The organism is Aquabacter sediminis, assembly GCF_028863665.1.
Lineage (GTDB): Bacteria > Pseudomonadota > Alphaproteobacteria > Rhizobiales > Xanthobacteraceae > L1I39.
Genome location: NZ_JARBFX010000002.1, coordinates 212525 through 234002 on the forward strand (window position 1 = coordinate 212525; position 21478 = coordinate 234002).

The following is a 21478-nucleotide window of genomic DNA, read 5'->3' on the forward strand; positions in this document are numbered from 1 at the left end:
GCGCTGATGTCGTGCAAGGGGCCGGGAAGGCGCGGCGACCTGCTGGAAAAAGCCGCCGGCTCGAAAGCCGGCGGCCTTGGCATGTCAGACGCCCCTCATTGGGGCGGGGGCGGCGCGCCGGGCTGGCCCTGCTGCGGCGGACTTCCGGGCGCGGGACGCTGCGGTCCGCCCTGGGGCCGGCCGCCCTGGGGCTGTCCTCCCTGCGGCGGAGGGCCACCCTGAGGACGCGCCTGCTGCGGCTGGCCCTGCGGGGGCTGCCCTTGCGGCGGGCGCTGGCCAGGAGGCTGGCCTTGCCAGCCGGCGGGCGGCGGGCGCTGAGGCCGCGCCTGCTGCGGCGGTTGGCCGGGCGCACCCGGCTGACCCTGCTGCTGCTGCCATCCGGCAGGCGGCGGGCGCTGGGGTCGAGACTGCTGGGGCGGCTGGCCCGGGGCGACCGGCATGGTGGAAGGACCACCGGGGCCACCAGGACCGCCCGGATGGCCTGGACCGCCCGGGTGGCCTGGACCGCCGGGATAGCCCGGACCACCAGGCCCACCTGGATTGCCCGGATTACCTGGATTGCCCGGATTGCCCGGATTGCCGGGCCGTCCGGGATAAACAGGTCCGCCCGGACCTCCGGGTCCACCCGGCCTGCCGGGACCACCGGCATTTGGCGGCGGCGGGTTGCCGGGGTGACCGGGCCAGCCTGGCCCACCGGGGCCGCCGGGGCCACCGGGACCACCAGGATGCCCGGGATAACCGGGATAGCCAGGCGGACGGCCTGGGGCGCCGGGCGGATAGGGGCGCGGGCCATTCCACCAGCCGGGCGGACGCGGCCCCGGCCCCGGAGGCGGCGGGCCCCAGCCCGGACGCGGCCGAGGATTGTAGTATTGCCAACGGTTATACTGGTTCCACCACGGCGAGCCGCGATAGTAGCTGCCCCAGTAATTGCCGAAATTGAAGGTCACGACCGGCAGGCCGATCACGGGCGCATATTCCGGCACCAGCACGGTCTGCCCCTGATAGGAGAAGCCGAGATATTCGCCATAGACCCAGCCGCGATAGCGCCCATATCCCACGTCGCACCAGGACTGGTTCGACAGGCAGCCGAAGATTTCCACCGGCACGCCCCGGGGCAGCACGGTGACCTTCGGATAGACGGTATCGGGCCCGGCCCGCATGTTCACATTGCCGGTGGTGAAGCCGGGCGCCGCTTCCGCAGCGGACGCCAGGCCCATTACTCCGGCCACAAGTCCCACCACCCACACCGACTTGGTCATTTCATCCTCGCCGTTCGGCTGTCCCCGCCGATAGACTCATTTCTTGATTGTTTCCATGGCATTTGCTGATCCATGGCGTGGCGGGATTACGTCAAGGTGCCGGTTTCATTATGTAAATGTGAATGGAACCACAGCCCGGTTGTCCGGATCGGTGCGGATTTCCCGATCCAGCGGCGGAAAGGCGCGCAGGTCGCAATCCGGCCGAGGACAGATTCGGCAGGAGACGCCAAGGCGGGCGACGGGCGCCGCCTTCAGGTCGAGGCCGTCCGCATAGACCATGTCGTCGCCATAGGAGACCTCGCACCCCAGCCCAAGCGCATAGACGCGCTGAGGGGCATCGTGGCGCGTCACGGGCGCGCTGACGGTTCGGGCGAGGCACAAATAGCGCACCCCGTCCGGCATCTCCCCCACCTGCACCAGCGTCCGCCCGGGATTCTCGAAGGCCTGGTGGACGTTCCACACGGCGCAGGCGCCGCCCAGGCGGGCGAACTGGAAGCGCGTCGCGCTGTGTCGCTTGGTGATGTTGCCGGCACGATCCACCTTGGCGAAATAGAAGGGCACGCCCTTGAGCCCCGCCCGCTGAAGGGTGGACAGGCGGTGGCACACCTGTTCCAGGCTGGCGCCGGTCTCATGGGAGAGGCGGTCGAGGTCATGCCGCCGCTCCCGGGCAAGGCGCAGGAATCGGCCATAGGGCAGCACCAGCGCGCCGGCGAAGTAATTGTGCAAGGCCAGCCGGCAGATCTCGCCGGCCGTGGCGCTGCGGAACCCGCCATTGGCCACGAGGCCGTCCACCATGGCCTTGTGCTCCAGGCGGGCGATGGTGGTGCCCAGCTGGAACGCCGCGGCAGCCGGCGACAGGAGCGGCGACAGGCGCAGGCGGCGTGCGCGCGGATCGAACTGGGAGAGGGCCTCGTCCCCGCCGCTGGCGCTGCGCCCCAGAGGGAGGGGCTCCACTTCCACCCGCAGGCGGTCACGCAGATAGGCCGTCAGGGCCGCGCGGGGATCGGCGCCGGAGAGGATGCCCAACGCTTCCGCGCAGGCCTCCGCCGCCCGGTCGAGGGGGTCCACGTAATTGTCGATATAATGGAAATAGTCCCGCACCTCTTCATAGGGCACAAGCTTGGCATCGGCCGTACCGAGGCCGGAGGTGAGCATGTCGTCGAGGGACGCCCGCCACTCGGCGGTGCGGCCCAGCGCCACATGCATACGCAGGAAGGCATGGGCGAAGGCTGGGGAGAGGTTGGTGACGGCCTTGAGATCCTGGAGACTCAGCTCCAGGTCGCGGAACAGGGGATCTGCGGTCGCCTCCCGCAGGTCTGCCACCAGTCGGTCGAGGTCCTCCGCTCCGAAAGAGGTGATGTCGACCCCGAAGGTGCGGCTGATGGCGATGAGAACAGAGGCGGTGAGCGGCCTCTGGTTGCTTTCCATCTGATTGACATAGGACGGCGAGACCCCGAGCCGATGGGCCAGCTCCCCCTGCTTAAGCCCCAGTTTTTCCCGCAGGCGGCGCAGCGCGTGGCCGGCGAAAACCTTCTGCCGCATGGTCCACTCCTCCCCGTCCGGCCGGCACAACCCATGCGGCTGCGCAAATGCGAATTTTTTACAAGTTACACGTTTAACTTTTTACATATTCAATTGTCACCTGGCTTTTGCTAGCGCACGCCTCCAGTGCCGCTTTTCGTCCGTGAAAGCCCAAGCCGGGCCTTTTCCTTCGGCGTTCGGCACCGTTAGACTGATTTCACAATTGGTGCAGCGCGGGACGCCCGGGGGACGGAATGAAAGAAATCCTGGAAGAGCTCGAGAACCGGCGTGGCGTTGCCCGCCTGGGTGGTGGCGAGAAGCGCATCGAGGCCCAGCATGCGCGCGGCAAGCTCACCGCCCGCGAGCGCATCGAGCTGCTCCTGGACAAGGGCTCCTTCGAGGAGTTCGACACCTTCGTGCAGCATCGCTGCATCGATTTCGGCATGGAAAAGCAGAAGATCCCGGGCGATGGCGTCGTCACCGGCTGGGGCACGGTCAATGGCCGCCAGGTCTTCGTCTTCGCCAAGGATTTCACGGTGTTCGGCGGCTCGCTCTCCGAAGAGCATGCCCGCAAGATCACCAAGATCCAGGACATGGCCCTGAAGACCCGCGCGCCCATTATCGGCCTCTTCGATGCCGGCGGCGCCCGCATCCAGGAAGGTGTCGCGGCGCTCGGCGGCTATGGCGAGGTGTTCAAGCGCAACGTCATCGCCTCGGGCGTCATCCCGCAAATCTCGCTCATCATGGGCCCGTGCGCGGGCGGCGACGTCTATTCGCCGGCCATGACCGACTTCATCTTCATGGTCCGCGACACGTCCTACATGTTCGTGACCGGCCCGGACGTGGTGAAGACCGTCACCAACGAGACCGTCACCTCGGAAGAGCTGGGCGGCGCCAAGGTGCACACCACCAAGTCCTCGGTGGCGGATGGCGCCTATGAGAACGACGTGGAGATGCTGCTCCAGACCCGTCGCCTCATCGACTTCCTGCCGCTCAACAACCAGGCCGGCGTGCCCGAATGGCCCTCCTTCGACGATCCCGCGAAGGTGGACGAGAGCCTCGATACGCTGATCCCCGACAATCCCAACAAGCCCTATGACATCAAGGAGCTGATCCTGAAGGTGGTCGACGAGGGCGACTTCTTCGAGATCCAGGCCGCCTTCGCCAAGAACATCGTCACGGGCTTTGGTCGCATCGAGGGGCGCACGGTGGGCTTCGTCGCCAACCAGCCCATGGTGCTCGCTGGCGTCCTCGACGCGGATGCGTCGAGAAAAGCCGCAAGGTTCGTGCGCTTCTGCGATGCCTTCGAGATCCCGATCGTCACCTTCGTGGACGTGCCCGGCTTCCTGCCCGGCACCGCACAGGAATATGGCGGCCTCATCAAGCACGGCGCCAAGCTGCTGTTCGCCTATTCCCAGGCGACCGTGCCTCTGGTCACCGTCATTACCCGCAAGGCCTTCGGCGGCGCCTATGACGTGATGGCGTCCAAGCATGTGGGCGGCGACATCAACTATGCCTGGCCCACCGCCCAGATCGCGGTGATGGGCGCCAAGGGCGCGGTGGAGATCATCTTCAGGGCCGACATGGGCGATCCCGACAAGATCGCCGCCCAGACCAAGAATTACGAACAGCGCTTCCTCTCGCCCTTCGTGGCGGCGGAGCGGGGCTATATCGACGAAGTCATCATGCCCCATTCCACCCGGCGCCGGCTCGCCCGCGCCCTCGCCATGCTGCGCTCCAAGAAGCAGGAGCTGCCGCAGAAGAAGCACGACAACCTGCCGCTCTAGCAGGGCTGCCGCCCGGGCGTGCCCCGGGCTTCCACGCGGCGCCGGATCGGCGACGCCTGGGGATGGCCGTGGATGGCCGGGACGAGCCCGGCCATGACGGTGGCAAAGGACAATGGGCGCCACGCGCCGAGGGGACGGACGAAGATGTTCTCGAAAATCCTGATCGCAAACCGGGGCGAGATCGCCTGCCGCGTCATCAAGACCGCGCGCAAGATGGGCATCAAGACGGTGGCCGTCTATTCGGACGCCGACAAGGACGCGCTCCATGTGGAGATGGCGGACGAAGCCGTGCATATCGGCCCGCCCCAGGCCGCCCAGTCCTATCTGATCATCGACAAGATCATCGATGCCTGTAAGCAAACGGGCGCCGAGGCGGTGCATCCGGGCTACGGCTTCCTGTCCGAGCGTGCCGCCTTCCCGCGCGCGCTCGCCGAGGCGGGCATCGTCTTCATCGGCCCCAATCCCCATGCCATCGACGCCATGGGCGACAAGATCGAATCCAAGAAGGCGGCGGCGGCGGCCAAGGTCTCCACCGTCCCCGGCTATCTCGGCGTGATCGAGGATGGCACCAAGGCCGCCGAGATCGCCGACGAGATCGGCTACCCCGTCATGATCAAGGCCTCGGCCGGCGGCGGCGGAAAGGGCATGCGCATCGCCTATTCCCGCGCCGAGGTGCAGGACGGCTTCGACCGCGCCAAGTCCGAGGCCAAATCCTCCTTCGGCGATGACCGGGTGTTCGTCGAGAAGTTCATCGTCGACCCCCGCCACATCGAGATCCAGGTGCTGGGCGACAAGCACGGCAACGTGGTCTATCTGGGCGAGCGCGAATGCTCCATCCAGCGCCGCAACCAGAAGGTGGTGGAAGAAGCCCCCTCCCCGCTTCTGGACGAAGAGACCCGCCGCAAGATGGGCGAGCAGGCCGTGGCGCTGGCCAAGGCGGTTGGCTATGACAGCGCCGGCACCGTGGAATTCGTGGCCGGCCAGGACAAGAGCTTCTACTTCCTGGAGATGAACACCCGCCTCCAGGTGGAGCATCCGGTCACCGAGCTCATCACCGGCATCGACCTTGTGGAGCAGATGATCCGCGTCGCCGCCGGCGAGCCGCTCACCTTCTCTCAGGGCGACGTGAAGCTGAACGGCTGGGCGGTGGAAAGCCGCGTCTATGCGGAAGACCCCTACCGCTCCTTCCTGCCTTCCACGGGCCGACTGGTGCGCTACCGGCCGCCGGCGGAAGGCAAGACCGGCGACATCACCGTGCGCAACGACACGGGCGTCTATGAAGGCGGCGAGATTTCGCTCTTCTACGATCCCATGATCGCCAAGCTGGTCACCCACGCGCCCACCCGCGCCGAGGCCATCGAGGCCCAGGCGGACGCGCTCGACGCCTTCGCCATCGACGGCATCGGCCACAACATTCCCTTCCTCTCGGCGCTGATGGCCCATCCGCGCTGGAAGTCGGGCAAGCTCTCCACCGGCTTCATCGCCGAGGAATATCCCGAGGGCTTCCATGCCCGTGCGGCGGAAGGCGAGACGGCGCAGGTGATGGCGGCGGTGGCCGCCGTGATCGACCATGTGCAGAATGCCCGCAAGCGCCACATCTCCGGCCAGATGATGGGCAAGCCCGTCACCTTCGAGACCCGCCGCGTGGTGCGGCTCGATGGCGAGGGCGGCACGCAGCTCATTCCTTGCGAGATCGAGACCGAGGACACGGGCTTCCTGGTCCATCTGAAGGACTGGCACAACGCCACCACCGCAACGCTTCACCTGTCCTCCGCATGGAAGCCGGGCGATGTGGTGTGGGCCGGTACCATCGGTGACGATAAGGTGGCCGTGCAGGTGCGCCCCATCCTCAATGGCGTCGCCCTCGCCCATAAGGGCGTGGCGGTGCAGGCGCGGGTCTATACGGAGCGGGAGGCACAGCTTGCCGCCCTCATGCCGGAAAAGACCACCGCCGGCGGCGGCAAGGAACTCCTCTGCCCCATGCCGGGGCTCGTGGTCTCCATCGCCGTGCAGCCCGGCCAGGACGTGAAGGCCGGAGAGGCCCTTGCGGTGGTCGAGGCCATGAAGATGGAAAACGTGCTGCGCGCCGAGCGCGACGGCGTCATCAAGGCCATCCACGCCAAGCCCGGCGACAGCCTGGCGGTGGACGCGGTGATCCTGGAATTCGCGTGATGGCACGCGGGCCGGCAGATCAAGGCCCCGGTCGGCCCGCGTTGACAATTCGCGTCAACATGCCCCCCTCTCCCCATCATGGCCGGAACACCCCCGGCCGCGATGACCTGAAGAAGGCGGCTTGAGCATGCGGCTCCTCTCTCATCTCCTGAAGCGGTTCGTCCGCAACGGACAGCTCACGGTGGTGAACGCGGCGGGCCAGCGGTTTGTCTTCGGCTCCGGCGAGAACGGGCCGCGCGTGACCGCGCGCCTCCACGACCAGAAGCTGGAGCGGGACCTGTTCCTGAACCCGGAACTGGCGGCGGCGGAAGCCTATATGGACGGGCGCCTCACCTTCGAGGACGGGGGCACCGTCTTCGACCTGCTGCTCCTGTTTTCGGTCAATCGCAGCGGGCTCGGCAGTCATCCGGTGCAGCAGGCGCTGCGCAAGGGTTGGCGGGCGCTGCGGCGCTTCCACCAGGCCAATCCGGTGGCCCGCGCCAAGACCAATGCGGCGAGCCATTACGACCATCCGGCCGAATTCTACCGGCTGTGGCTCGACGAGACCATGGCCTATAGCTGCGCCTATTTCGACGAGCCCGACCAGCCTCTGGCGGAGGCCCAGCGCAACAAGTTCCGCCATGTGGCCGCCAAGCTCGGCCTCTCTCCAGGCATGCGCGTGGCGGAGATCGGCTCGGGCTGGGGCGGACTGTCCATCTATCTAGCCAAGCACTGCGGCGTGCATGTCACCGCCATCAATGTCTCGCCGGAGCAACTGGCTGAATCCCGGCGGCTCGCCGAAATCGCGGGCGTGGCCGGGCAGATCGACTTCCGCGAAGTGGATTATCGCGACCTCACCGGCACTTATGACCGGGTGGTCTCCATCGGCATGATGGAGCATGTGGGCGTTGCTCATTTCGACGCCTATTTCACCCGCATCCGCGAGCTTCTCGCCCCCGGCGGCTTTGCGCTGGTGCATGCCATCGGCCGCATGTCGCCCCCCGGCACCACCGCCCCCTTCATCCGCAAATACATCTTCCCCGGCGGCTATGTGCCGGCCTTGTCGGAAGTCTTCGCCTCCACCGAGCGGACCCATCTGTGGGTGGCGGACATGGAGGTGCTGCGGCTCCATTACTACTGGACCATCCGCGCCTGGCGCCGCAGATTCGAGGCGCGCCGGAGCGAAGTGGAGGCCATGATGGGCGCCCGCTTCACCCGCATGTGGGACTTCTACCTTTCCGCAGTGGAGCTGGGCTTTCTGCACGGCTCCAACATGGTGTTCCAGCTCCTGCTAAGCGAACGGCGCGACGACGTGCCAGTGCGGCGGGACTTCATGTTCACGAACGAGCAGGCCCTGCTTGCGCGCGACAGCCTCAAGGATGAACCGGCATGACCGACCTGCCCTTCCTCACGACGCTCAAGCCCGTGACCCGCGAGGACTGGCTGAAGCTCGTCGATGGCGTGCTGAAGGGTGCGCCCTATGACAAGAAGCTGGTGTCGCGCACCGCTGACGGGCTGGTGCTGGATCCGCTCCCGCCCCGCAAGGAGGACGCCGCGCCGGTGTTCGGGCGGACGCCCGGGGCGCCCTGGACCATCAGCGCGCGGGTGGACCAGGCCGACCCGGTGGCCGCCAACACCCAGGCGCTGGATGACCTCAACGGCGGCGCCTCCGGGCTGACGCTGGTCTTCGCCTCCTCGCCCCACGCCCACGGCTTCGGCCTGCCGGATGGCGAGGTGCTGACGCGCGTGCTGGATTCCGTGATGCTCGACCTGATCGAGACGCGGGTGGAGAGCGGCCGCTTCCAGGGCCGCGAGGATGCGCTGGCTGTGGCCAAGCTCGTGGAAGATCTCGGCCAGAGCCCGGCGGGCCTTGCCATCTCCTTCGGCCTTGATCCCCTCGCCGACATGGCGGCGGCCGGTTCCGCGCCCATGCCCTGGGCGAACCTCTCCCATCGCTTCGCCGAGACCTTCCAGATCCTGTCCGGACGCGGCTTCACCTCCCCCATCGCGCGGGCGGACGGCGCCGTGCACCATGCGGCGGGGGCCTCCGATGCGCAGGAACTGGCCGCCGTCATCGCCACCGGCGTTGCCTATCTGCGGGCGCTGGAGGCGGCGGGCGTGGACCTTGCCACCGCCGCGGCCGGCATCGAGCTGGCGCTGACCGCCGACGTGAACCAGTTCGCCACCATCGCCAAGTTCCGCGCCGTGCGCCTGCTCTGGGGCGCGGTGCTGCGGGAGGCGGGCATCGCGGCGGGACCTGCCAAGGTGCATGCCACCACCGCCTGGCGCTCGCTCACCCGGCGCGACCCTTATGTGAACCTGCTGCGCACCACCATCGCGGCGTTTGCGGCGGGCGTCGGCGGGGCGGACAGCATCACCGTATTGCCCTTCACCCAGGCGCTGGGCCTGCCCGATCCGTTCGCCCGCCGGCTCGCCCGCAACACGCAACTGGTGCTGTTGGAAGAATCCAACCTGCACAAGGTCAGCGATCCCGGCGCCGGCTCCGGCGCGGTGGAGACGCAGACCGATGGGCTCGCAGCGGCCGCCTGGGACATTTTCCGCGCCATCGAGCGCAAGGGCGGCATGGCCGAGGCGCTCACGCTGGGCTGGTGGCAAGGGGAAGTGGCAAGCGTTGCCGCCAAGCGCGCCAAGGATGTGGCGACCCGCAAGGAGCCGGTGACCGGCACCTCGGAATATCCCATTCTCATCCAGGCCGTGCCGGAGGTGCTGGAAGCCGCCCCGCTGGTGGTGGCGGCCGCCTCCGACGCCGCGCTCGTGCCCCATCGCCTCGCCGAGCCGTTCGAGCTTCTGCGCGATGCCGCCGAGGCGGCCGGCAGCCCCAAGGTGTTCCTGGCGACGCTTGGCCCCATCGCGGCCTTCACGGCGCGGGCCACCTACGCCAAGAATTTCTTCGAGGCCGGCGGCCTGCCTGCCGCCGTGCCGGACGGTTATGGGGACCTCGACGCGCTGCTCGCGGCCTTCACGGCTTCGGGCGCCAAGCTCGCCTGCCTCGCCTCCTCGGATGAACTCTATGCCTCCGACGCCGCCACCGCCGCCGCCGCGCTGAAGGCCGCCGGTGCGACCGTGTGGCTGGCCGGCCGTCCGGGCGATCTGGAAGAGCCGCTGAAGGCAGCGGGCGTCGAGGGCTTCATCTTCGCCGGTGGCGACGTGCTGGAGACGCTCACCCGCGCCCACAAGGCGATCGGGATCTGAGGGTTAGGGCCTGCACATTCCCCCTCCCCGGCTCTCCCCCGCAAGCGGGAGAGGGAGCCGGGTCCGCCAGAGGGAAAAGCCCTCTCCCGCCTGCGGGGGAGGGTTGGAAGGGGGAAGGCCCAGGATTGAGAGCCGCCGCGCCACGCGGGGCGGTTCAAAGGGAACGATCGGGAAAACAGGCGCCGCGCCGCGCAATTTGAGGTAGGATGTCAGCCATGAGCCGCTTGCCCGCATTCGCCGAGATCGACTGGCGCGCACCGGACCTTGCGACGCCGTCGGACACCACCGCGCCCTGGGCCACCCCGGAAGGCATCGCGGTGAACGCCCTGCACGGCCCCGCCGATGTGGAGGGGCTCTCCTTCATCGACACCTATCCCGGCGCCGCGCCTTTCCTGCGTGGCCCCTACCCAACCATGTACGTGAATCAGCCCTGGACCATCCGGCAGTATGCCGGCTTCTCCACGGCGGAGGATTCCAACGCCTTCTACCGGCGCAACCTCGCCGCCGGCCAGAAGGGCCTGTCGGTGGCCTTCGATCTGGCCACCCATCGCGGCTATGATTCCGATCACCCCCGTGTCGCCGGTGACGTGGGCATGGCGGGCGTCGCCATCGATTCCATCTATGACATGCGCACCCTCTTCTCCGGCATCCCGCTGGACCAGATGAGCGTGTCCATGACCATGAATGGCGCGGTGCTGCCGATCCTGGCCTTGTTCATCGTGGCGGGCGAGGAGCAGGGCGTGCCCCACGCCAAGCTCTCGGGCACGATCCAGAACGACATTCTCAAAGAATTCATGGTGCGGAACACTTATATCTATCCGCCCGCACCGAGCATGCGCATCATTTCCGACATCTTCGGCTATACGTCGAAAGAAATGCCGCGCTTCAATTCCATTTCCATTTCCGGCTACCACATGCAGGAAGCCGGGGCGACGCAGGATCTGGAGCTGGCCTATACGCTGGCGGACGGCGTCGAATATGTGCGCGCCGGCGCGAAGGCCGGGCTCGACATCGACGTGTTCGCGCCGCGCCTGTCCTTCTTCTGGGCCATCGGCATGAACTTCTACATGGAGGTGGCGAAGCTGCGCGCCGCCCGCCTCCTGTGGACCAAGCTCATGAGCGACCTCGGCGCCAAGAGCCCGAAGTCCCTGCCCCTGCGCACCCATTCGCAGACCTCCGGCTGGAGCCTCACTGCGCAGGACGTGTTCAACAACGTCATGCGCACCGCCATCGAGGCCATGGCGGCGACCCAAGGCCACACCCAGTCGCTGCACACCAATGCGCTGGACGAGGCGCTGGCCCTGCCCACGGACTTTTCCGCCCGCATTGCCCGCAACACCCAGATCCTGCTCCAGCAGGAGAGCGGCACCACCCGCCAGATCGACCCTTGGGGCGGCTCCTTCTTCATCGAGCGCCTCACGGCGGACCTTGCCGCCAAGGCCTGGGCGCACATCCAGGAGGTGGAAGCGCTGGGCGGCATGGCCAAGGCCATCGAGGCGGGCATCCCGAAGCTGCGCATCGAGGAAGCCGCCGCCACCACCCAGGCCCGCATCGATGGCGGCGCCCAGACCGTGGTGGGCGTCAACAAGTACAAGCCCGACAGCGAGAAGCCCATCGACGTGCTGAAGGTGGACAATTCCGCCGTCCGCGCCGCCCAGATCGAGAAGCTCAACCGCCTGCGCGCCGAGCGCAATCCCGTCGAGGTGGAGGCCGCCCTCACGGCGCTGACCAATGGCGCGAGCCAGGGCGCGAACCTCCTGGAACTGGCCGTGAACGCCGCCCGGGTGAAGGCGACGGTGGGCGAGATTTCCGATGCGCTGGAAAAGGTGTTCGGCCGCCATCGGGCCGAGATCCGCGCCATTTCCGGCGTCTATAAGCGGGAGGCGGGCGCCATGACCGACAAGGTGGCCAAGGTGCAGGCGCAGGTGGAAGCCTTCGAGCATGCGGAAGGCCGCCGGCCGCGCATTCTCGTGGCCAAAGTGGGCCAGGACGGCCATGACCGGGGCCAGAAGGTCATCGCCTCCGCCTTCGCGGATCTGGGCTTCGACGTGGATATCGGCCCGCTCTTTGCCACCCCCGAGGAAGCCGCCCGCCAGGCGGTGGAAAATGACGTGCACGTGGTGGGCATCTCCTCGCTCGCCGCCGGCCACCTCACCCTCGTGCCGGCGCTGAAGCAGGCGCTGGAGGCGGAAGGGCGCGGCGACATCATGGTGGTGGTGGGCGGCGTGGTGCCGCCGCAGGACTATGACGCCCTCAAGGCCGCCGGCGCCGAGGCCATCTTCCCGCCCGGCACCGTGATCGCCGACGCCGCGCGCGACCTGCTGGTCACCCTCTCCCAGCGGCTCGGCCATTCTCGCGAGGCGGCCGAATAGGTCGGCCATGCTGCGGCCCCTCGGCTCGACCCTGCGGGTGGTCGAGGCCGCTCCGAACGTGCTCGCCTTCTATGACGGGCGCGTGCCGGGGGCGCGGCTTCATGCCGAGACGGAGAACTGGCTGGACGATGGCGCCTATGCGCTGGGCATCGCCTCCTATGCGGTGGTGGAGGGCGCAGAGGCCCTCGTCTACGACACCCACGTCTCTCTGACCCATGCCCGCCTCGTCCGGGACGAGCTGGAGCGGCGGGGCGTGCGCCACATCCGCGTGGTGCTGAGCCATTGGCATGACGACCATGTGGCGGGGAACGCCGTTTTCGCCGATTGCGAGATCATCGCGAATGCCGACACCGCCGCCTTGCTGAAGGCCCATCAGGGGGCCATGGAGACGGCCGATCCGCCCATCCGCCCCCTGGTTCATCCCACCACCCTGTTCGATGGGACGCTGGACCTGACGGTGGGCGCAGTGCCGGTGCGGCTCATGGCCTTCGACATTCACAGCCGGGACGGAACGGTGGCCTTGCTGCCCAACGGGGTGCTGCTGGCCGGCGACACGCTGGAAGACCCCATCACCTATGTGGACGAACCGGACCGCCTCGCCCCCCATCTTCGTGAGTTGGAGCGCCTCGCCGGCCTCGGCATCCGCCGCATCCTGCCCAATCACGGCTCACTCGCGCGCATCGCGGCCGGCGGCTATCCGCCGGAGCTGATCGCGGCCACCCGCCTCTATGTGGAGGCTCTCGCCGCCCTCGCGCCCGGCGCGCCGGGCACAGAGACCCAGAAGGCGGCCCGCGCCGCCTTGCCGCTTGAGGATTTTGCGGCTGAAGCCTTCGCCACTGGCGCCATCGATCCCTTCGCACCCTATGAGGCGGTGCACCGGCGGAATGTGGAGCGGGTGCGGGCGGAGGGTTGAGGCCCCTACCCGTTCCCCCTCAGCCCGGCGCGCCTTCCTTCAGCAGCTTCCAGGTGATGGAATCGATCAGCGCTTCGAAGGAGGCGTCGATGATGTTGGGGGAGACGCCCACCGTGGTCCAGCGGTCGCCGGTCTCGTCAGTGCTCTCGATCAGCACGCGGGTGATGGCCTCCGTACCGCCATTGAGGATGCGGACGCGATAGTCGGTCAGGCGCAGGCCGGCGATGAAGGGCTGGTACTTGCCCAGATCCTTGCGCAGCGCCACGTCCAGCGCGTTGACGGGGCCGTTGCCCTCGGCGGCGGAGATGAAGACGTCGCCATCCACCTCCACCTTCACGATGGCCTCGGCCACGGTGAGCATCTCGCCGCGCGCATTGTAGCGGCGCTCCACATTCACGCTGAAGCGCTCAACCGTGAAGAAGTCCGGCACCGTGCCCAGCATGCGCCGGGCGAGCAGCGCGAAAGAGGCATCCGCCGCCTCATAGGCATAGCCCAGCGCCTCGCGCTGCTTCACCTCGTCGAGCAGCCGCCCGAGGCGCGGGTCGGCCTTGTCCACGTCCACGCCGAGCCGCTCCAGCTCGGACACCACGTTGGACTTGCCGGCCTGGTCGGAGACCAGGACCTTGCGGCGATTGCCCACGAGATCTGGCGCCACATGCTCATAGGTGGCGGGGTCCTTCAGGATGGCGGAGGCGTGGATGCCGGCCTTGGTGGCAAAGGCGCTGTCGCCCACATAGGGCGCGTGGCGGTTGGGCGCCCGGTTCAGCATCTCGTCCAGCACATGGGAGACGCTGGACAGGTCGTGCAGGCCCTCCTGCGTCACGCCGATCTCGAAACGATCAGCGAAATCGCCCTTCAGCATCAAGGTGGGGATGAGGGAGCACAGATTGGCATTGCCGCAGCGCTCCCCAAGCCCGTTCAGCGTGCCCTGGATCTGGCGGGCGCCCGCGCGCACGGCCGCCAGCGAGTTGGCCACCGCCTGCTCGGTGTCGTTATGGGCGTGGATGCCCACATGATCGCCGGGCACCACCTCAATCACCGCGCGGACGATGGCGTCCACTTCATGGGGCAAGGTGCCGCCATTGGTGTCGCACAACACCACCCAGCGCGCCCCGGCCTCATAGGCGGTGCGGGCGCAGGCCAGGGCAAAGTCGCGCTTTTCCTTGAAGCCATCGAAGAAATGCTCGCAATCCACCAGAACCTCGCGGCCGGCGGCGCGGGCGGCGGCGACGCTCTCGCGGATGGAGATGAGATTTTCCTCTTCGCTCGTCTCCAGCGCCACCCGCACCTGGTAGGCGGAGGCCTTGGCGACGAAGCAGATGGCATCGGCCTCAGCGGCCAGGAGCGCGGCCACGCCCGGATCATTGGCGGCCGAGCGCCCCGCCCGCTTGGTCATGCCGAAGGCGGTGACCTTCGCCCGTGCCGCCCGCCTTTCCGAAAACAGGCTGGTGTCGAGCGGGTTGGCGCCGGGATAGCCCGCCTCCACATAGTCGACGCCCAGCCGGTCCAACAGGCTCATGACCTTGAGCTTGTCGGCGAGCGTGAAGTCGACCCCGTTGGTCTGCGCGCCGTCCCGCAGCGTGGTGTCGAACAGATAAAGGCGTTCCTTGGTGGGCATTTCTTGTCTCTTGTGCTCATCGCCCATTGCATCGGGGCGGGCGCCCGTCCTGTTTCCGTCCGCTGGCGCTGCGAGACCACCCGTTTTCAGGGCGAGCGCCGCATCCGCCAGGACGAGCGGCGCGCTCACTGCGTCCTCGCGGGCGGCAAGTCCTTGGAAAGCGTCGTGTTGGCCAGCCACACATCGCCCAGCGGCACGGAATTGCGGCGCTGGGCCACGTAGCCGCGATGCTGGAAAAAGCCGAGGGCGGTGTCGCTGGCATCCACGGTGAGAGCTTTCGCCCCCCGGGCTTGCGCCAGGCGCTCCAGCGCGTCGCACAAAAGGCGCGCAATGCCGGTCTCGGCCATTTCCGGGTCCACATAGAGCAGGTCGATGTGGGTGTTGTCCTTGAGCGTGGCAAAGCCCATGGGCTCGCCTTCCACCACGGCGACCAGGGTGAGGCCGGCGGCGAGGCGGGCGGCGAATTCGTCCTCGTCATCGGCCAAGGCCGCCCAGGCTTCCTGCTGGTCCTCGTCATAATCGTCCTCCGTCAGCTCCATGATGGCGGAGCGGAAGATGATGGCGAGGCGGGACGCGTCCTCGGGCAAATAGGGCCGAAGGCCGGCGGCGCTATTGGAATTGGCGGCCTTCATGGCGCGACCTCCCAGCTGGTGGTGCCGTCCTTGTTGTCCATCAGGACCACGCCCTGGGCGGCGAGCAGTTCGCGGATCTGATCGGCGCGGGCGAAGTCGCGGGCCTTGCGGGCGGCCAGGCGCTCCGCGATGAGCAGGCCCACCGCGTCCGCATCCACCGTCACCTTCTCCCGCTTGCGGGCGAGCCATTCGGTCTGCGTCTCCTGGAGGAGGCCCATCAGGTTGGCCGCGCCCTTGAAGCGGCGCTTCAAGGCGGTGGAGGTCTCCACGTCATCGGCCACGTCGGCGAGATGGTGGAGATGGGAGATGGCCGAGGGCATGTTGAGGTCGTCGCCCAGGCGATCGGCGATCTCGCTCTCGAACGGATTGCCCTCCCCCGTCTCCGCCGGCTCGTCGCCGATGATGCGGTACCACTTGTCCAGGGTCTTGGCGGCAAAGCCGATGCCCTGGCGGGTCCAGTTGATGGGCTGGCGATAATGGGTGGAGAGCATGGCAAAGCGCAGCGCCTCGCCCGGCCAGTCCGCCAGCAATTCGCGAATGGTGACGAAGTTGCCGAGCGACTTCGACATCTTCTCGCCTTCCAGCATCAGGAAGCCGTTATGCATCCAGACCTGCGCCATCACGCCGGTGTCGAAGGCGCAGCGGGACTGGGCGATCTCGTTCTCATGGTGGGGGAAGACGAGGTCGATGCCGCCGCCATGAATGTCGAAGGTCTCGCCCAAATGCTTCCAAGACATGGCCGAGCATTCGATGTGCCAGCCGGGGCGGCCGGGCGTGGCGATGCCGCAGGGAGACGGCCAGCCGGGAACGCCCGCCTCGGAGGGCTTCCAGAGCACGAAGTCCATGGCATCGTGCTTGTAGGGGGCGACATCCACCCGCGCGCCGGCGATCATCTCGTCCAGCGGCCGGCGGGAGAGGCGGCCATAATCGGGCATGGAGGGCACGTTGAAGAGCACGTGGTCCTGCTCCACATAGGCATGCCCCGCCGCCACCAGGCGCTCGATGAGCACCCGCATCTCGTCGATATGCTCAGTGGCGCGCGGCTCCACCGTCGGCCTCAGGCAGCCGAGCGCGGCCGTGTCCTCGCGGAACCAGCGATAGGTCTCCTCGGTGAGGTCGCGGATGGTGATGCCGCGCTCGGCGGCCCGAGCGTTGATCTTGTCGTCCACGTCCGTGATGTTGCGCACATAGGTCACGTGCGCCTCCCCGTAGAGGCGGCGCAGCAGGCGGAACAGCACGTCGAACACGATCACCGGCCGGGCATTGCCGATATGGGCGTGGTCATAGACGGTGGGGCCGCAGACATACATGCGCACCCGCTCGGGATCGAGCGGACGGAAGGGATCCTTGGACCGGCTGAGCGTATTGTAGAGCCGCAGCTCCATGTGACCTTCACTCCCTCAGAGGCATGCGCCGCGGCCCGTGAGGGGCCATGGATCATGGATGCCCGACCAGCCGGCCGTGGCGTCCGTTTCTCCTCGAGGGGTGCAGCAAGGGACGGCCGCGGCCAGCGTGTTCGGCTAACCGCAAATAATCGACAGCACGGCGCGCAGGCGCACGAATGCCGGTATGGTGGACGACCCGTTCATGGCGGCGGACAATGGGAGCGGAATGCCCAGGCGTCAAGCCATTTCCAGCGGCAAAGCCGGCCTGTCGCCTCCGCGCGCCGCACCCTGGCGCAAAGGGCGCAGCGGCTTGACCTTCTTATGGCCACAAGTCTATCCCAACACCGTCGCCATGGTTAACCCGCGCGAATCGGCACCCGCCTGACCGCGCTCCCGCTTTCGGAGCGCTCGGGCCCAGAGAGGTCGCAACGCAGATACATGACGAAGACGAGCCTCATCCTCGCTGCCCTTCTCACGCTGGCCAGCGGCGCTGCGCGTGCGGAAACCCGAATTTTCCTGATTGAGAATTCCGATGCCTATGGCATTGACCGCTGCCTCGCGGACGGCGAGCCATGCGGCGAGCGCCTCGCCACCGCCTGGTGTCGGACCCATGATTATGGCCGAGCGCTCGATTATGGGCGCGTGGCGTCCGCGAGCCCCGTCACGCCGGTGGCGAGCCCCCACGCGCCGCGCGCCACCTGTACCGGACCTTTGTGCCCGGGCGTCGTGACCATCACCTGCACCCGTTGACGCGGGCCAGGCGGGCGGCGCACCGCCCGCCCTCCGACTACTTGATGAAGTCCGCGCAGCGCGGCACCTCGCCCGAGGCGCCCCAGGGCATGATGGGCACGGTCGAGGTGGAGTTCTTGGGGCTGCCCTCCACAAGCTTGTCCGAATAGACGAGATAGACGAGGACGTTGCGCTTGGCATCGCAGCCCCGCACGATCTGCATGCGCTTGAAGAAGAGCGAGCGGCTCTGGCGGAACACCACGTCGCCCTGCTCGAACTTCTCCTTGAAGACGATGGGGCCGGTCTGCCGGCAGGCGAGCGAGATGTCGGAGACCTCCTCGGCTACCCCCACCATGCCGGAAAGGCCGCCTTTCTCGGGCACTGTATAATGGCAGGCGACGCCGGAAACCACTGGGTCATCAATGCCATAGACCGCCAGCTTGTCGTCGGGGGTCAGGAACTTCCAGACCGTCGACTTACGGAAGATCAGGTCTGGCTCCTGCCCGGCGGCAGCGCCGCTGGCGAGGAGGCAGATGGTCGCCGCGGCGAGGCCGCGCAGCCACAGTTTCATTCTCGTCCACCCATTGCCGCACCCGAGGCTCATGCCCGGCCATGCCCTTCACATATGGGTGCGCCTGCGTCTCTGCGGAAGGCGGGAATTGACGCGCGTTGCGCGCCATGACACCTGTGCCGGCAACAAGATCAAGACGCCCGGAGACCCCCATGAGCACGACCCGTCGACATTTCCTCGGCGCATCCGCGACTGCGCTCGCGTCCACCGCTGTCGCCATGCCCGCCCTGGCGCAGAGCCAGCCGGAAGTGAAGTGGCGCCTGACCTCCTCCTTCCCCCGCGTGCTCGACACCATCTATGGCACCGCCCAGATGCTCTCGAAATATGTGGCGGAGGCGACGGACGGGAAGTTCCAGATCCAGACCTTCCCCGCTGGCGAACTGGTTCCGGGCCTGCAGGCGCTCGACGCGGTCTCCTCCGGCACCGTGGAATGCGCCCAGACCGCCACCTATTTCTATATCGGCAAGGATCCCACCCTCGCCTTTGGCACCGGCGTGCCCTTCGGCTTCAATTCGCGCCAGCAGCATTCCTGGTGGTTCTTCGGCGGCGGCGAGCAGATCATCAACGGCGTGCTCTCCAAGCTGAACGCCTATTCCATTCCCATGGGCAATTCCGGCACCCAGATGGGCGGCTTCTTCCGCAAGGAGCTGAACTCGGTGGAGGACCTGAAGGGCCTGAAGTTCCGCATCGGCGGCATTGGCGGGCAGGTGCTGGCCAAGCTCGGCGTGGTGCCCCAGCAGATCGCGCCCGGCGACGTCTATCCCGCCTTGGAGCGCGGCACCATCGACGCGGCGGAATTCGTCGGTCCCTATGATGACGAGAAGTTCGGCCTCGTGAAGGTGGCCAAGTACTATTACTATCCCGGCTGGTGGGAAGGTGGCGCCATGCTTCACCTGGTCATCAACCAGGACCAGTGGAACAAGCTGCCCAAGCACTACCAGGCCATCCTGTCCAACGCCTGCGAGGCAGCCAACAATTGGATGCTCGCCAAGTATGACATGGTGAACCCGCCCGCCCTGCGCCGCCTTGTGCAGCAGGGCTGCGAATTGCGGGCCTTCCCGCAATCCATCATGGAAGCCGGCTACAAGGCCTCGTTCGAGCTCTATAACGAGATCGCGGCCACCAATCCGGAGTTCAAGAAGGCGCTCGACAGCATGAATGCCATCCGGGCCGAGCAGCTGGTGTGGTGGCAGATCGGCGAATATTCCTACGACAGTTTCAACATCCGCATGCGCGGCAAGAGCTGACACCAGCCACGCCGGGAGTCGGGCAGCAGGATGACCGGAACCGCCGGCGCGGTGCGAAAACCACACTTTGGTCACCATTGGCCCCCGCCAATGGGGCTATAAGTGCGAACGATGAGGCCGACCGCCTCTGCGCGTCGAAGTCCGCCCCCCGGGCGGGAACCACGATGCAGGGGCGGTCGTCCTGTTCCGGGGTGGGCGCCGCAGCGCCACCCGGAGGATGCGGCATTGATCGGGCGGTCCGGATTGAGAATGACATCGCTTCGCTTGTTCGGCCTTGGCGCCGCGCTCCTGGCTCTTCCGGTGATGGCCCTTCCGGTCCTCATGCCGTCCCCGGCCTCGGCCCAAACCGGGGCGGCGCAGGCGACACCGGTGCAACTGGCGCAGGCGCCGGGCTACCAAGTGCCGCCCGGCGCGGTGGCCCAGGCCCCCGGTCCCACCTGCATGCAGCTTGAGGGGGCGCTCGCGTCCATCGACCGGCCCGACCCCGCAACCGACGCCCGCCTCCAGCAGGCCGCAAAGATGCGGGCCGACCTCGCCCAGCTCAATGCCGATGCCAAGGCCATGAGCTGCGACGCGCCGCGCGGGTTCTTCATCTTCCAGGGCCCGCCGCGGCCGCAGCAATGCGACGCCATCGACGACCAGATCTCCCGCCTGCGCGCCAACCTCGCCAGCATCGAGCGCAGCGGCGGCGGGGGGGATCGCGAGGGGCAGCGCCGGCAGATCATCATGGCGCTGGCGCAGAACAATTGCGGCCCGCAATATCGCGCCGCCGCCCAGGCCATGGCCCAGCCGCAGCGCCAGCAGCAGCGGCCGCGCAACTTCTTCGAGGCGCTGTTCGGCGGCCCCGGCCCGGAAGAATCGGAGACCGCACCCGGCCTCGACGTGGCGCCCATGGACCTGCCGAAGTCGTCCACCTATCGCACCGTCTGCGTGCGGACCTGCGACGGCTTCTACTTCCCCATCTCCTACGCCACCGTTCCGGCGCGCTTTGCCACCGACGACGCCCTGTGCCGGCGCCTGTGCCCCGCCACGGAGGCGCAGCTCTTCACCTATCGCAATCCCGGCGAGGACATCCAGCAGGCGACCTCCATCACCGGCAAGCCCTATATGTCGCTGCCGACCGCCCTGCTCTACCGCAAGCAGTTCAACCCGTCCTGCTCGTGCCGAGCCGCTGGCCAGTCCTGGGCGCAGGCGCTGGCGGGGCTGGAAGATTCCACCACCCTCCAGAAGGGCGATATCCTCGTGACCGAGGAGCAGTCCAAGGAGATGTCGCAGCCCCGGCCGGTGGGTGATCCCAATGCCAAGGGCAAGACGGCCACGTCCCGCGCCAGCACGACACCTGCGGCGGCGGCTCCTGCCAGCACCGCCGCGCCGCTTGATCCGGCGCCCTCCACCGCCTCCGCCCCGCTTGCACCGGCCTCGGAGCAGCCGGGCCAGCGGCCGGTGCGCGTCATCGGCACCCCGCGCTCGACCAATGCCACGGGTGCAAACTAGCCGGCCCTCCCGCGGGCTTCACGCCATTGCATATGCCATTGTAGTGGAAGAGTGATTTTTCGCTGAGGCCAGCCCGTCCTGGCGCGACAGGAAGACGACGCGCCCTGAAATGACCGGACCTGGGTCACTCGGCCTCGTCGAAGGCGGAACGCGCGCGCTTGATCGCGTCATGACTGCGATTGGCCCATTGTACAAGCGCGCCGAGCGGCTCAAGGATCGTGGCGCCGAGCGGCGTCAGGCGGTACTCGACGCTGGGCGGCTTGGTGGGGAACACCGCGCGGGAGATCAGGCCATCGCGCTCCAGATCGCGCAGGGTCTGCGTCAGCATCCGCTTGGAGATGTCCGGGATCGCGCGCTGTATGGCGCTGAACCGGTGCGGATCGGTCGCAAGCGTGCCCAGGACCAGTGTCGACCACTTGTCGCCGATGCGATCAAGAACATCCCTGACCGGGCATTGTGTCCCTGACGGCCGGTAGGGTCCTCTTTCCGTGAAGAAGTGCTTCGCACCGTCATCGCATGCAGGGGAGGTTACTTCCGCATCACCTTGTCCCAAAATCCTGCCTCCTTCACGTCACCGGTGGTCTCA

The 21478-nt window shown here is 67.5% G+C and carries 16 protein-coding genes; 9 read left to right on the forward strand and 7 right to left on the reverse strand.

Features of this window, described 5'->3' with window-relative positions; genetic code table 11:
- Positions 1–95 precede the first annotated feature (95 nt).
- Together PV781_RS03995 and PV781_RS04000 are read right to left on the reverse strand one after the other, a co-directional pair.
- Entirely contained in the window at positions 96–1259 is a 1164-nt protein-coding gene (locus PV781_RS03995; protein WP_274774336.1) for an SH3 domain-containing protein, read from the reverse strand.
- A gap of 108 nt (positions 1260–1367) precedes the next feature.
- Positions 1368–2801, reverse strand: a complete 1434-nt coding sequence (locus PV781_RS04000) for a helix-turn-helix domain-containing protein (RefSeq protein WP_274774337.1) — start codon at positions 2799–2801, stop codon at positions 1368–1370.
- A 233-nt stretch (positions 2802–3034) separates the two neighbouring features.
- Here PV781_RS04000 and PV781_RS04005 point away from each other — a divergent pair, with 233 nt between their 5' ends.
- The 6 genes from PV781_RS04005 (at position 3035) to PV781_RS04030 (ending at position 13216) form a co-directional block, all read left to right on the forward strand.
- A complete protein-coding gene (locus tag PV781_RS04005) occupies positions 3035–4567 on the forward strand; it encodes an acyl-CoA carboxylase subunit beta (protein WP_274774338.1) in 1533 nt (510 codons plus the stop codon).
- A gap of 144 nt (positions 4568–4711) precedes the next feature.
- Positions 4712–6739: an acetyl-CoA carboxylase biotin carboxylase subunit gene (locus PV781_RS04010; RefSeq protein WP_274774339.1), complete on the forward strand. Its 2028-nt coding sequence runs from the start codon at positions 4712–4714 to the stop codon at positions 6737–6739.
- A 127-nt stretch (positions 6740–6866) separates the two neighbouring features.
- Positions 6867–8111, forward strand: coding sequence for an SAM-dependent methyltransferase (locus PV781_RS04015; RefSeq protein ID WP_274774340.1), 1245 nt, complete (start codon positions 6867–6869; stop codon positions 8109–8111).
- The gene (locus PV781_RS04020; protein WP_274774341.1) at positions 8108–9931 is read left to right on the forward strand and encodes a methylmalonyl-CoA mutase subunit beta; all 1824 of its coding nucleotides are present in this window, start codon (positions 8108–8110) and stop codon (positions 9929–9931) included. Before PV781_RS04015 ends, PV781_RS04020 begins: the two co-directional genes overlap by 4 nt.
- A gap of 215 nt (positions 9932–10146) precedes the next feature.
- Positions 10147–12303 (forward strand): methylmalonyl-CoA mutase, encoded by a 2157-nt coding sequence (gene scpA, locus PV781_RS04025; protein WP_274774342.1) that lies wholly within the window; start codon positions 10147–10149, stop codon positions 12301–12303.
- A 7-nt stretch (positions 12304–12310) separates the two neighbouring features.
- Entirely contained in the window at positions 12311–13216 is a 906-nt protein-coding gene (locus PV781_RS04030) for an MBL fold metallo-hydrolase (protein WP_274774343.1), read from the forward strand.
- A gap of 19 nt (positions 13217–13235) precedes the next feature.
- Here PV781_RS04030 and cimA read toward each other — a convergent pair whose 3' ends face one another.
- The 3 genes from cimA to cysS form a co-directional block, all read right to left on the reverse strand.
- The gene (cimA, locus tag PV781_RS04035; protein ID WP_274774344.1) at positions 13236–14834 is read right to left on the reverse strand and encodes a citramalate synthase; all 1599 of its coding nucleotides are present in this window, start codon (positions 14832–14834) and stop codon (positions 13236–13238) included.
- 125 nt (positions 14835–14959) lie between these two features.
- The gene (locus PV781_RS04040) at positions 14960–15466 is read right to left on the reverse strand and encodes a GNAT family N-acetyltransferase (RefSeq protein ID WP_274774345.1); all 507 of its coding nucleotides are present in this window, start codon (positions 15464–15466) and stop codon (positions 14960–14962) included.
- Positions 15463–16851, reverse strand: coding sequence for a cysteine--tRNA ligase (cysS, locus tag PV781_RS04045; RefSeq protein ID WP_274774346.1), 1389 nt, complete (start codon positions 16849–16851; stop codon positions 15463–15465). The genes PV781_RS04040 and cysS overlap by 4 nt, the downstream gene beginning before the upstream one ends.
- A 438-nt stretch (positions 16852–17289) precedes the next feature.
- On the opposite strand from cysS, the gene PV781_RS04050 reads away from it, so the two are divergent.
- A complete protein-coding gene (locus tag PV781_RS04050) occupies positions 17290–17601 on the forward strand; it encodes a hypothetical protein (protein ID WP_274774347.1) in 312 nt (103 codons plus the stop codon).
- 37 nt (positions 17602–17638) lie between these two features.
- Here PV781_RS04050 and PV781_RS04055 read toward each other — a convergent pair whose 3' ends face one another.
- The gene (locus PV781_RS04055) at positions 17639–18151 is read right to left on the reverse strand and encodes a CreA family protein (RefSeq protein ID WP_274774348.1); all 513 of its coding nucleotides are present in this window, start codon (positions 18149–18151) and stop codon (positions 17639–17641) included.
- 152 nt (positions 18152–18303) lie between these two features.
- On the opposite strand from PV781_RS04055, the gene PV781_RS04060 reads away from it, so the two are divergent.
- A complete protein-coding gene (locus PV781_RS04060) occupies positions 18304–19398 on the forward strand; it encodes a TRAP transporter substrate-binding protein (protein ID WP_274774349.1) in 1095 nt (364 codons plus the stop codon).
- A 249-nt stretch (positions 19399–19647) separates the two neighbouring features.
- On the forward strand, positions 19648–20892 hold the full coding sequence (locus tag PV781_RS04065; RefSeq protein WP_274774350.1) for a DUF2865 domain-containing protein: 1245 nt from the start codon (positions 19648–19650) through the stop codon (positions 20890–20892).
- 124 nt (positions 20893–21016) lie between these two features.
- On the opposite strand, the gene PV781_RS04070 is transcribed toward PV781_RS04065, so the two are convergent.
- Positions 21017–21445: a winged helix-turn-helix transcriptional regulator gene (locus tag PV781_RS04070; protein WP_274774351.1), complete on the reverse strand. Its 429-nt coding sequence runs from the start codon at positions 21443–21445 to the stop codon at positions 21017–21019.
- Positions 21446–21478: the final 33 nt, after the last annotated feature.